Source organism: Solimonas sp. K1W22B-7, assembly GCF_003428335.1.
Lineage (GTDB): Bacteria > Pseudomonadota > Gammaproteobacteria > Nevskiales > Nevskiaceae > Solimonas_A.
The window spans coordinates 4,312,683-4,324,953 of sequence record NZ_CP031704.1 but is presented as its reverse complement, the minus strand read 5'-3'; the positions used below and the strand labels follow the sequence as shown (position 1 = coordinate 4,324,953).

Below are 12,271 nucleotides of genomic sequence, written 5' to 3'. Positions count from 1 at the left end.
GGAGAATTTCATGAAGATGAACGACATGGTGCTGATCAGCGTCGACGATCACATCAGCGAGCCGCCGGACATGTACCAGAAGCACCTGTCCGGCAACGACCTGAAGACCGCGCCGCAGCTGCTGGTGAACGAGAACGGCACCACCTACTGGGAATACCAGGGCCTGAAGATGCCCTCGGTAGGCCTCAATGCCGTGGTCGGCCGCCCGCTGGATGAGTACGGCATGGAGCCGACCTCCTTCGAGCAGCTGCGTCCCGGCTGCTACGACCACAAGGCCCGTGTCGGCGACATGAACGTCAACGGCATCGCCGCGTCGCTCAACTTCGGCAGTTTCCCCGGGTTCGACGGCGGCCGCTTCCACAAGGTGCCGGACAAGAACCTGTCGCTGATCCACATGCGCGGCTACAACGACTGGCATATCGATGAGTGGTGCGGGTCTCACCCCGGTCGCTTCATTCCCTGCGCCTTGCTGCCCACCTGGGACATGAAGGCCGTGGTGGAAGAGATCAAGCGCATCGCGAAGAAGGGCTGCACGGCGGTCTCGATCAACGAGAACCCGACCGTGCAGGGTCTGCCGAGCATCCACAATGCCTACTGGGAGCCGATGTGGAAGGCCCTGGTCGATCACGACATGGCCATCTGCCTGCACATCGGTGCCGGCAACCCGGCGCCGCATGCTTCGATGGAGTCGCCGATCGAGGCCTGGATCACCACCATGCCCATGTCCATCTCCGTCGGTGCCGCCGACTGGTTGAACCTGGATGCGCTGCACCGCTATCCGAAGATGAAGATCGCCTTGTCGGAGGGCGGCATCGGCTGGATTCCCTACTTCCTCGAGCGCGCCGATTTCAGCCATGAGCGGCACAAGGCCTGGACGCACTCGAAGTTCGGCGTCACCAAGCCCAGCGAGATCTTCCGCCGCCATTTCCTGAACTGCTTCATCGACGATTCCTTCGGCCTGAAGAACCTCGACTCGCTGAACGAGGACCTGGTGGCCTACGAGTGCGACTACCCGCATTCGGACAGCCTGTGGCCGGAGGTGCCGGAGTACCTGTGGAAGAGCGTCGCGCACCTGACCCAGGCGCAGATCGACAAGGTGACCCACCTCAACGCGATGCGCTTCTTCAACTTCGACCCGTTCAAGCACCACAGGCGCGAGGACCTGACGGTGGGCGCGCTGCGCGCCAGGGCCGCGGCCGATGGCGTGGACGTGTCGCCCAAGTCTTCCGGCGGCGCCAAGCCGCTGGCCGAGGGCGAGGAAGCCCGTCCGGTGACCTCGGGCGACTTGATGAAGATGTTCTCGCATCACTCGAAGGCGGCCTGACGACCGGCGCTCGCGTGGGGGCGCAAGGCTCCCCGCGCGAGTGCCGATATGGAGTGCGCGGCCGATGAGTGACGCAGGCCTGCTGGACCTGGGCGGCCAGGTGGCCTTCGTCACCGGGGCCGGGCAGGGTGCGGGCCGCGCCATGGCACTGGCTTTCGCGCGGCACAATGCCGGTGGCATCGCGGTCAACGACTTCGTCGCGGTACGCGCCGAGGCGGTGGCTGCCGAGATCAGGGCGCTGGGCGTGCCCGCGATCGCCGTGCCCGCCGATGTAGGCGACCACGCCGCGGTGAGCGCGGCGATGGACAGTGCCGCGACGCTGGGGCCGGTGACGATCCTGGTCAACAATGCCGGCAACGCCGGGCCGAACCAGGCCATGCGCCTGTCGCCGCTGTTCTGGGAGACCGGGCCGGCCGACTGGGACCGTTTCCTGCGCACCAACCTGCAGGGCGTGATGAACTGCTGCCATGCCGCGCTGCCGGGCATGGTGGCGCAGCAGCGTGGGCGCATCGTGACGATCGTGTCCGATGCCGGTCGCGTCGGCGAAGCACGGCTGGCGGCGTATTCGGCGGCCAAGGCCGGCGCCGCGGGTTTCATGCGCGCCATTGCCCGCGAGACGGGCCGCTACGGCATCACGGCGAACTGCATCTCGCTGTCGACGCTGGAGCCGGCACTGGATGAACCGGCGAAGAGCGAGTTCATGGCCAGCGAGCAGGCCAAGGCGCATGTCGCGCGCTATGTGGTCCGCCGCTTCGGCCAACCCGACGATGTCGCCGCCATGGCGCTGTTCCTGTGCTCGGAGGCATCGGGCTGGATCACCGGGCAGACCTATCCGGTCAACGGCGGGTACAGCTTCGCGGTGTAACGCTCATCCGAGATGGCGCTTCGCGAACCCGGCGATCTCCTGCCGCGCCTGGCGGACTTCGGGAAACTGCAGCTCGAAAAGGGGAAAGGCGTGCGGCAGCAGCGGCCAGACGTGGCAGGTCATCGGCACGCCGGCCTCATGCACCCGCTGCGCCAGCAGGATGGTCTCGTCGAGCAGGACCTCGTTGTCGCTGGCCAGGAAGTACATCGGCGGCAGGCCGCAGCAATCCATGTACAGGGGCGAAAGCTCGGGATCGGAGGCGTCCCAGCCGCCGGCATAGAGTTCGTCGATGCGCTGCATCGCGGCGATCGGCAGCAGCGGGTCCTGCTTCATCAACCGCGTGCGTGACGGCGGACTATGGAGGCGACCCATCTCGGTCACGGGCGATACCGCCACGGTGCAGCAGGGCATCGGCAGGCCCGCCTTGCGAATCCGCTGCAACACGCCCAGTGCAAGATTGCCGCCGGCCGAGTCGCCGCCGAGCACGATCTTCGATGGCGCATAGCCCTTGTCCAGCAGGGCGCGATAAGCACGCTCGCAGTCGTCGAGGGAGGCCGGGAAGCGGTTGAACGGGGCGAGGCGGTAGTCGGGCAGGAATCCGTCGGCGTCGAGTTCGCGGCAGATCTTCGCCACCATGACCATGTGAGCGCCGGGAGCGGCGGGCAGGACGAAGCCGCCGCCGTGCAGCCAGAGCACGACCGGACGGCTCGTGTCCTTCAGGCTGCCGATGACGTGGCCGGGCACGCGGCCGACGATCTGGTAGTCGAGCGAAAGGCCGGCGCTATCGGGGCAGGGCATCGCTGCCACGCGCAGCTGGGTTTTTGCGATCTTCGAATGGCTGGCATTCACGATCCGGCCCACCAGCGGCTTCAGGATGAGCCGCAGGAGGCGGACACGGATGCGGCTGCGCAGGCCGATCGGGATGTCGCGGTAGACGATCTCCGCCGCCGAAGCCGCGATCGGGGTCAGGCGGTCCGTCTGGATGAGTTCAGCTTTCATGGTGGATTCCGGCGGAAGGGAGGGGCTTCACTTGATCGTGCCTTCCAGCTCCGTCAGGGCGTCTTCGAGATACTCCAGCAGCCGTTGCATGTGCGGCACGGTCTTGCGGCAGGCGATCAGGCCGAAGTCGACCGTGTCGTGGCGGCTGATGATGGTGATGTTCAGCGCGGCGCTGTCGATCAGCAGGGAGGCGGGGTAGAGGCCGCTGAGCCGCGCGCCCTGCCAGTACATCGTCTGACGCGGGCCGGGAACGTGCGAGATCACGATGTTGCCCAGGGCCTTGTCCGGCGTCAGGCCGAGCAGGGCATTCACCGCGCCGGGCATCAGCATCAGCGAGGCGTAGGTCACCAGTTGTGCGGGCGACAGGCGGCGGATGCGCTCCTTGTTGTAGTCCATGCAGCTCTTGATCGCGACGATCCGCGCGGCCGGATCGTCGAGGTGCGTGGCCAGGTGCGCCAGGGTGAAGGCGACTTCGTTGCCCAGTGCAGTGTGGTCGCGGCGCACCGACACCGGCACCGCGGCGACCAGGGGCTTGTCGGGCAGTTCGTCGAGGTCCTGCAGGTAGCGGCGCAGGGCACCGCCGCACATCGCCAGGATCACGTCGTTGAGCGTGGCGTTGTAGGCCTTGGCCACGGCCTTCATGCGCGGCGTGGCATAGGACTGCGCGGCGAAGCGCCGTGTGCCGCTGACCTGCTGGTTGAGCAGGCAGCGCGGGGCCTGGCCGCCGACGACCAGGTCGGCGTTCTTCGCGCGGAAGTCCTGGAAGCTGCTGCGCAGTTCGCGCAGCACCGGGGTGAAGGCCTTCAGGCCTTCGCGGGTCAGCGAGCGCAGGGCGGACAGGCCGCCGGCGGTGCGCGTCGGTATCGGCAGGGGATTGGTTTCGGACCTGCGGGTGCCCACTTCCCAGGGCGGCGGCAGCTGCCTGGAGGCCTCGGCGTCGGTGGACATCATGTTGATCAGCATGCGGATGCCGGCCACGCCGTCGACCACGGAGTGGTGGATCTTCAGGTAGACGGCGAAGCGTCCGTCCTCGAGGCCCTCGATCAGGTAGATGCGCCACAGGGGATAGGCGCGGTCGAGGTGCCCGCCGTGCACGCGCGACACCATCGCCAGCAGTTCGCGGATGCGGCCCGGCTGCGGCAGCGACAGGTGGACGAAATGGTGGGCGAGGTCGAACTCATCGTCCTGCTCCCAGTAGTGCAGGCCGCCGCGGCGCACCAGGCGCTGGTTGAAGGGCGGGGCGGCCCGGGTGGACTGCTTCAGGCGCTCGGCCACCTGCGCCGGAAACTCCTTCCCTGCGCCGGCCGGCGGCTCGAACAGCATCAGCATGCCGATGTGCAGCGGCTGCCGGCGGCTTTCGAAGCGCAGGAAGGTGTCGTCGACCATGGCCAGTCTTTTCATGACGCGGTGTTCGCCTTCGTTTCCGGTGAATGGGTATGTGCGATGCCTGGAAGGCCTGTCTCCCTCAAATCCTGGGCCGGAACGTTGAACAGGAGAGCGAGGAGGGGAGTAAGTGCGGCCGGGATGCGGGGCAGCCTGATGCCGCAGACGCAGAGCTGCAGGGCGACCCTGCGGCCGACGCGGTGATGCTCCAGGTGGATCAGGTAGTCGGCTAGCATGGCGATCGCCTGTTTAATAAACAACAGTGTTGATTTAATATAGTCCAGGACCATCCGGCGCGCAACGCCCGCTTTTGGGGGGCTTTGCGCTCCTGCCGTGCAGGTACGCAATCCCGGCTGGACCCTGCCGGGGCGCCTGGCCGATCATCCTGGGAGGGATCATGGATTTCCGGCAGAGGGGCCGGTTGATCCTGCACGCATTCATGCTTGATCCGGCGCGCCAGGCTGCGGTAGGGCGCTTGCGGGGTGCCGGCAGGCGGGGTCTCGGAGGCGGCCCCATTGATCAATATATGAACAACGCTGTTGACTTATAACGGGCGGGTCCTTAGCGTGTGACGTTGCCTGAAGCCGTTCAACTCCTATTCAAGGTTCACCATGTCCGCTCCTGCCCAATCGACTCTTTCGGTCCCCTCGGTCCCCCACTGGGTGGGCGGCAAGACTGTTACCGGTCCGCTGATCCGTACCGGCGATGTCTACAACCCCAGCACCGGCGCCGTCAGCGCCCGCGTGCCCTACGCCTCCGCCGAGGAACTGGACGCCTGCGTGGCGACCGCGAAGGCGGCCTTCGCCGACTGGGCGGCGACGCCGGCGCTGCGCCGTGCGCGCGTGCTGTTCCGCTTCCGCCAGCTGCTGGAAGCGGCCACCGACGAAATCGCGGCCGTCATTTCCAGCGAGCATGGCAAGACGCTGGCCGATGCCCGCGGCGAAATCGTGCGCGGCCTGGAAGTGGTGGAATTCGCCTGCGGCATTCCGGACCTGCTGAAGGGCGAGCACAACGAGAACGTCGGCACCGGTGTCGATGCCTACAGCCTGCGCCAGCCGCTGGGCGTGGTGGCCGGCATCACGCCGTTCAACTTCCCGGCGATGGTGCCGATGTGGATGTTCCCGGTGGCGCTGGCCTGCGGCAACACCTTCATCCTCAAGCCCTCGGAGCGCGATCCTTCGACCGCGATCCTGCTGGCCAAGCTGCTGCATGAGGCCGGCCTGCCGGCGGGCGTGTTCAATGTGCTGCATGGCGACCGGACCTCGGTCGACGGGCTGCTGCAGCATCCGGACGTGGCCGCGGTCAGCTTCGTCGGCTCGACGCCGGTGGCGCGCCACGTCTACCTGGAAGGCACGCAGCGCGGCAAGCGCGTGCAGGCACTGGGCGGCGCCAAGAACCACGCGGTGATCATGCCGGATGCCGACATCGACGACACGGTGGAAGCCCTGCTCGGCGCGGCCTACGGCTCGGCCGGCGAGCGCTGCATGGCGATCTCGATCGCGGTGGCGGTGGGCGATGCCTGCGCCGACCAGCTGATCGAAAAGCTGCTGCCGAAGGTCAAGGCCCTGCGGGTCGGCGTGCCGACCGACAGCGCCACGGAAATGGGACCGCTGATCACCGGCGAGCATCGCGCCAAGGTCTGCGACTACATCGAGTCCGGTGTCGGTGAAGGCGCCAAGCTGCTGGCGGACGGGCGCCCCGGCTTTGCCGGCAAGGCCGGTGGCTTCTTCCTGGGCGGTTCGCTGTTCGACGGCGTGACGCCGGAGATGCGCATCTACCGCGAGGAAATCTTCGGGCCGGTGCTGGGCATCACGCGCGTGCCGGACCTGGAGTCGGCGATCAAGCTGATCAATGCCCACCCCTTTGCCAACGGCACCGCCATCTTCACGCGCAGCGGCAGCGCGGCGCGGGCCTTCACCTCCGCGATCGAGGTGGGCATGGTCGGCGTGAACGTGCCGCTGCCGGTGCCGATGGCCTTCCACAGCTTTGGCGGCTGGCGCAACTCGCTGTTCGGCGATCACCACATCTACGGCCGTGAAGGCGTGCGTTTCTATACCCGCCTCAAGGCGGTGACGCAGCGCTGGCCGAAGGATGTGAAGAGCAGCGCCGAGTTCTCCATGCCGACGATGAAGTAAGGCGAAACTGACATGACTTCGAAGCAGGATTTTTCTCCGGCCACGCTGCTGGCCGTCTACACCCTCGCTCTGCGCATTCACCTGGTGGACGAGCGCTTCCGCGGCCTGCTGCGGTCGGGCCGCCTGGCGGCGGTGTACTACTCCCCGCGCGGCCAGGAGATCCTGGCGGCGGCGATGGGCGTACACCTGAATGCCCGCGACTACCTGGTGACCACCTACCGCGGCATCCACGACCAGCTGGCCAAGGGGATCCCGCTACGGTCCCTGTTCGCCGAGTACTACGGCAAGGCCACCGGCGCCTGCAAGGGCAAGGGCGGCGCCATGCACATCACCCACCCCGCATCGGGCGTGATGGTCACGACGGGTGTCGTGGGCAGCGGCCTGCCGATCGCCAACGGCCTGGCCTGGGCCAGCCAGCTCAAGGGCGAGGACCGGGTCACCCTGTGCTGCTTCGGTGATGGCGCCTCCAACATCGGCGCCTTCCACGAAGCCCTCAACCTGGCCGCCCTGTGGAAACTGCCGGTGATCTTCCTGTGCCAGAACAACGGCTACGGCGAATGCACCCCGTACGGCAAGGCCACCGCCTCCGCCCGCATCTCCGATCGTGCCGCCGCCTACGGCCCCAACATGCGGGGCGTCACCGTCGACGGCAACGACCCAGAAGCCATGTGGACCGCCTCTGCCGCCGCCGTCGCCCGCGCAAGGTCCGGCGAAGGCCCCACGCTCCTGGAAGCCAAGACCTTCCGCTTCATGGGCCACTACTTCGGCGACCCCGGCGCCTACATCCCCAAGGCCGAATACGACGCCGCCCTGGCCAAGGACCCCATGCCCGCCACCCGCGCCGCCGTCCTGGCCAGCGGCGTCAGCGAAGCCGAGCTGGAAGACCTGAAAAAGCAGATCGAAGCCGACATCGACGACGCCCTGCAGTTCGCCCTCGACAGCCCCGTGCCGGATCTGGACGAAATCAACCGCGACATCTACGCAGACCCCACGGGAGCCCCGGCATGAACGCCCCCACTGCCGCCACCACCGCCACGAAAACCATCAGCTTCACCGAGGCCTACTCCCGCGCCCTGCATGACGCCATGGAGATGGACCCCCGCGTCATCATGCTGGGCGAAGACATCGCCGACGAAGAGGGCGGCGGCGTGTTCAAGGTCACCAAGGGCCTGTCCACCAAGTTTGGATCCAGAGTCCGCACCACCCCGATCTCCGAACAGGCCATCGTCGGCGCCGCCGTCGGCGCCGCCCTGGCCGGCCTGCGTCCCGTGGCCGAGATCATGCTGATGAACTTCATCACCGTACCGATGGACCAGATCGTCAACCACGCCGCCAAGCTGCGCTTCATGTCCGGCGGCCAGACCCACGTCCCGATCACCATCCGCACCCGCACCGGCGCCGGGGCCGGCACCGCCGGCCAGCACTCCGACATGCTGGAAGCCTGGTTCGCCCACGTCGCCGGCATGAAGGTCGTCATCCCCTCCAGCCCCGCGGACGCCTACGGCCTGCTGCTGGGCTGCATCTTCGATGAAGACCCTTGCCTGTTCATCGAAGATGCCATGACCCGCACCCAGACCGGCCCCGAGCCGGAGAAGGGCAGGATCATCCCCTTGGGCCAGGCCAACGTCGCAAGAGAGGGAACGGATGTCACCGTCATCGGCTACGGCCGCCCCCTGCGCGACACCCTGGTCATCGCAGAGAAGCTCGCCGCCGAAGGCATCTCCGTCGAAGTCCTGGACCTGCGCACCGTCTCGCCGCTGGACACCGACAGCATCCTCAAATCGGTGGCCAAGACCCAAAGAGCGGTCGTGGTCCACGAAGCTCCCCGCAGCTTCGGCGCCGGTGCCGAAGTCGCCGCCCGCATCCAGGAGCACCTGTACAGCGAACTCAAGGCCCCGGTGCTGCGCGTGGCCTCGCGCGACGTCACCGTGCCCTTCGCCAAGGTGCTGGAGCAGGAATACCTCTACAAACCCAGCGCGATCGAGGCTTCGATCCGCCAGACCCTGAACGGGAAGGGCCGCCGATGAGCACCGAAGTCCGCATCCCGCAGATCGGGTTCTCCGCCCAGGAAGGCACCTTGACCGAATGGCTGGTGCCCGACGGCGGCCAGGTGGAGGCGGGCAAGCCGCTCTACACCCTGGAGCTGGACAAGTCGGTGCAGGAGGTCGAGGCGCCGGCCTCGGGCATGCTCAAGGTCCATGCGGCTACCGGTGAGGTCTATCCCATCGGGGCGCTCATCGCGGAGATCCTGTGAGCGCGGCATAGGCTGTCGACGCTCCGCGGGAGGGTGGGGGCCGGGCTGCGGCGCTTGTGTAAGCTTGGAGCCCGGCGCCGCGCTTCTCTGCCTCCTCCTCCTGCCTCGCGATATCCGTAGTGCGCGATTGCATCGTGGGCGCCATTCCAGGGGATCTGAATGGAACATGTCGAGCGACTGACGATCAAGGCCTCCGGCGTCGATCTGGCCGCTGACGCCGCGGGCCCCTTGGACATCCTCGGGGGCCAGCCCAGCCATGTCTGACCCGCTGAATGCGCCGCCGCGCCGCGGCTGGGCTGCGCTGGAGCCGCTGCGCGAGCGGACCTTCCTGACGATCTGGTCGGCCAGCCTGCTGTCCAACTTCGGACAACTGATCCAGGGCGTGGGCGCGGCCTGGGAGATGACGCGGCTGACCTCTTCGCCCGGCATGGTGGCGCTGGTGCAGACAGCCCTGATGCTGCCGCTGATGCTGGTGGCCGTTCCGGCCGGTGCCGTCGCCGACATGTTCGACCGGCGCAAGATCGCCATGCTCGGTTTGGCCTTCGCCACGCTGAGCGCCGCCAGCCTGACGGTGCTGGCGGCACTGGGACTCACCACGCCCTGGGTACTGCTGGCGTCCTGCGCGCTGATCGGGGCCGGCGTCGCGCTCTATGGCCCGGCCTGGCAGGCCTCGGTGAGCGAGCAGGTCAGGCCGGAACTGTTGCCCGCCGCGGTAGGGCTGGCCTCGGTGAGCTACAACATCGCGCGCAGCTTCGGCCCGGCGATCGGCGGTGTGGTGGTGATGGCCGCGGGAGCGATGGCGGCATTCGCGATCAACGCCCTGTTCTACCTGCCCTTGCTGGCAGCCTTCTATTTCTGGCGGCGCAAGCATGTGCCGCCGCGCCTGCCGCCCGAGCGGATGTATCGCGCCATCGTTTCGGGGGCGCGTTACGCGATCCATTCGCCGCCGATCCGCAACGTCATGGTGCGAGCCTTCGCCACCGGCTTTGCCGGTGCCTCCACGGTCGCGCTGACGCCCCTGATCGCGCGCAATCTGCTGCATGGCGATGCCCGCACCTACGGCCTGCTGCTGGGCGCCAGCGGCATCGGCGCGGTCGTGGGTGCCTTTGCGGTCAGCGAGGTTCGCGAGCGGCTCAAGCCGGAGCAGGCCTTCCTGCTGTGTGCGCCGCTGTCGGGCCTGATGATCCTGCTGCTGGGCTTCAGTCACAGCCTGCTGGCGAGCGCTGCCTGCTTCATGGTGGCCGGCGCCGGCTACATGCTGCTGGTCACCTTGCTGAGTGTCGGCGTGCAGCTGTCCGCGCCGCGCTGGGTGGCGGCGCGCGCGCTGTCCTGGTTCCAGTCTTCGCTGACGGGCGGCATCGCCATCGGCGCCTGGTTCTGGGGCAGCGTGACCGCCGACCACGGCCTGCAGGTGGCGCTGATGGTTTCGGGTGGGCTGCTGATCCTGACACCGCTGATCGGCCTGCTGCTGCCGATGCCGCGCATCTCCCGCTCCGATGCCGAGCAGGTGGAGCTGACGCATGAGCCGGAAGTGGCGCTGCCGATCACGGCGCGCAGCGGGCCGGTCGTGATCGAGATCGACTATCGCGTGGATCCGGAGCGGGCGCGGCAGTTCTACGAGGTGATGCTGGGGATGCAGCGTACGCGCCTGCGCAACGGCGCCTTCGAGTGGTCGCTGTCGCGCGATATCGCCGATCCGGAGCTGTGGACGGAGCGCTATCACTGTCCCACCTGGGGCGACTACCTGCGCCAGCGCAGCCGCTACACGAACGCGGACCGGGACCTGCAGCTGCGGATCGACGGGTTCCATACGCCGACGGGTGGTTCCCGCGTGCGGCGCAGGCTGGAGCGGCCCTTCGGTTCGGTGCGCTGGCACGCCGATACGCCCGACCACAGCGGTGAGCACACGCCCTTGCTGCCGCCCTGAGCGGCAGGCCTATTTAATAGGCAACACTGTCGACTAAAATAGAAACCCGCGGTTATACTCGAAGGAGTACGCGGTCGTCCGATCGGCCGCCCCATCGCGTTCGCCGAGGAGCCCCATGGCCGAAGCCCTGATCATCGATGCAGTCCGTACCCCTCGTGCACTGGGCAAGCCCGGCAAGGGCGCCTATTCGGGCATGCATCCGCAGCACCTGGCCGCCACGGTCCTCAAGGCCCTGCAGCAGCGCAACGACCTGCAGACGGCCGACATCGACGACGTGATCTGGGGCACCAGTGCGCAGAAGGGCATGCAGGGCGGCGACATGGGCCGCATGGCCGCGCTCGACGCCGGCTTCGACGTGCGCGTCAGTGGCGTGACGCTGGACCGCTTCTGCGGCAGCGGCATCACCGCTACCAGCTTCGCAGCGGCGCAGATCCGCTCCGGCATGGAAGACCTGGTCATCGCCGGCGGCACCGAGATGATGTCGCTGATCACGGCGATGTCGGAGCAGGAGAGGGCCGCGGGTCTCAAGTCGCTGATGATGGGCTCGGGCAATGCGCGCCTGCAGGCACGGCACCCGCAATCGCACCAGGGTGTCTGCGCCGATGCGATCGCCTCGATGGAGGGCATCGGCCGCGAGGCGCTCGATGCCTTCTCGCTGGAAAGCCAGAAGCGCGCCGCGCGTGCGCTGCAGGAAGGACGCTTCGCCCGCTCGCTGATCCCGGTGGTGGATGACGCGGGCAAGGTCGTGCTGGACCAGGAAGAGTACCCGCGTCCGCAGACCACGGCCGAAGACCTGGCAGGCCTCAAGCCGAGCTTCATCCAGGTGGCCGACATGCCGATCGACGCCAGCGGCACGACCTTCCGCAAGCTGATCAACAGCCGCTACCCGGACCTGAAGATCGAGCACTTCCACCACGCCGGCAGTTCCTCCGGCGTGGTCGACGGCGCCGCGGCGCTGCTGCTCGCCTCCGAGGGCTATGCGCGCAAGCGCGGCCTGAAGGCGCGCGCGCGCATCGTTGCCACCGCCAACGTCGGCGACGATCCGACGCTGATGCTGAATGCGCCGGTGCCGGCCGCGAACAAGGTGCTGGCCAAGGCCGGCCTGAGCACCAGCGACATCGATCTCTGGGAGGTCAACGAGGCCTTCGCAGTGGTCGTGGAAAAGTTCATCCGCGACCTCAGGCTCGATCGCGAGAAGGTCAACGTCAACGGCGGTGCGATCGCGCTGGGGCATCCCATCGGCGCGACCGGTGCCGTGCTGATCGGCACCGTGCTCGACGAGCTGGAGCGTCGCGACAAGAAGCGTGCGCTGATCACCATGTGCGCCGCGGGCGGCATGGCACCCGCGATCATCATCGAACGTGTGTAGCGCCTGCGCGGGAAC

At 67.6% G+C, this 12,271-nt stretch carries 11 protein-coding genes; 8 read left to right on the top strand and 3 right to left on the bottom strand.

The window, feature by feature from the left end; genetic code table 11:
- Positions 1–10 precede the first annotated feature (10 nt).
- Together D0B54_RS19480 and D0B54_RS19475 are read left to right on the top strand one after the other, a co-directional pair.
- The gene (locus D0B54_RS19480; RefSeq protein ID WP_117293307.1) at positions 11–1,324 is read left to right on the top strand and encodes an amidohydrolase family protein; all 1,314 of its coding nucleotides are present in this window, start codon (positions 11–13) and stop codon (positions 1,322–1,324) included.
- A 64-nt stretch (positions 1,325–1,388) separates the two neighbouring features.
- Positions 1,389–2,189 carry an SDR family NAD(P)-dependent oxidoreductase gene (locus D0B54_RS19475; RefSeq protein WP_117293305.1) on the top strand — a complete coding sequence of 267 codons (801 nt, stop codon included), beginning with the start codon at positions 1,389–1,391 and terminating at the stop codon, positions 2,187–2,189.
- Positions 2,190–2,192: 3 nt separating this feature from the next.
- Here D0B54_RS19475 and D0B54_RS19470 read toward each other — a convergent pair whose 3' ends face one another.
- The 3 genes from D0B54_RS19470 to D0B54_RS19460 are packed head-to-tail and all read right to left on the bottom strand — an operon-like array spanning position 2,193 to position 4,861.
- A complete protein-coding gene (locus D0B54_RS19470; RefSeq protein ID WP_117293303.1) occupies positions 2,193–3,188 on the bottom strand; it encodes an alpha/beta hydrolase in 996 nt (331 codons plus the stop codon).
- A gap of 27 nt (positions 3,189–3,215) precedes the next feature.
- The gene (locus tag D0B54_RS19465; RefSeq protein WP_117293301.1) at positions 3,216–4,589 is read right to left on the bottom strand and encodes a WS/DGAT/MGAT family O-acyltransferase; all 1,374 of its coding nucleotides are present in this window, start codon (positions 4,587–4,589) and stop codon (positions 3,216–3,218) included.
- Entirely contained in the window at positions 4,586–4,861 is a 276-nt protein-coding gene (locus D0B54_RS19460; protein WP_117293299.1) for a hypothetical protein, read from the bottom strand. Before D0B54_RS19460 ends, D0B54_RS19465 begins: the two co-directional genes overlap by 4 nt.
- A 321-nt stretch (positions 4,862–5,182) precedes the next feature.
- Here D0B54_RS19460 and D0B54_RS19455 point away from each other — a divergent pair, with 321 nt between their 5' ends.
- From D0B54_RS19455 to D0B54_RS19430, 6 genes are all read left to right on the top strand, one after another.
- Complete coding sequence (locus D0B54_RS19455; RefSeq protein WP_117293297.1) at positions 5,183–6,706, top strand: CoA-acylating methylmalonate-semialdehyde dehydrogenase; 1,524 nt, start codon at positions 5,183–5,185, stop codon at positions 6,704–6,706.
- A 12-nt stretch (positions 6,707–6,718) separates the two neighbouring features.
- Positions 6,719–7,714, top strand: a complete 996-nt coding sequence (locus tag D0B54_RS19450; RefSeq protein ID WP_117293295.1) for a thiamine pyrophosphate-dependent dehydrogenase E1 component subunit alpha — start codon at positions 6,719–6,721, stop codon at positions 7,712–7,714.
- Entirely contained in the window at positions 7,711–8,733 is a 1,023-nt protein-coding gene (locus D0B54_RS19445; protein WP_117293293.1) for an alpha-ketoacid dehydrogenase subunit beta, read from the top strand. The genes D0B54_RS19450 and D0B54_RS19445 overlap by 4 nt, the downstream gene beginning before the upstream one ends.
- Positions 8,730–8,960 carry a biotin/lipoyl-containing protein gene (locus D0B54_RS19440; protein ID WP_117293200.1) on the top strand — a complete coding sequence of 77 codons (231 nt, stop codon included), beginning with the start codon at positions 8,730–8,732 and terminating at the stop codon, positions 8,958–8,960. The genes D0B54_RS19445 and D0B54_RS19440 overlap by 4 nt, the downstream gene beginning before the upstream one ends.
- Before the next feature lie 256 nt (positions 8,961–9,216).
- Positions 9,217–10,887: an MFS transporter gene (locus tag D0B54_RS19435; RefSeq protein ID WP_117293291.1), complete on the top strand. Its 1,671-nt coding sequence runs from the start codon at positions 9,217–9,219 to the stop codon at positions 10,885–10,887.
- A gap of 115 nt (positions 10,888–11,002) precedes the next feature.
- Entirely contained in the window at positions 11,003–12,256 is a 1,254-nt protein-coding gene (locus D0B54_RS19430) for an acetyl-CoA C-acetyltransferase (RefSeq protein ID WP_117293289.1), read from the top strand.
- The last annotated feature ends 15 nt before the right edge of the window (positions 12,257–12,271 follow it).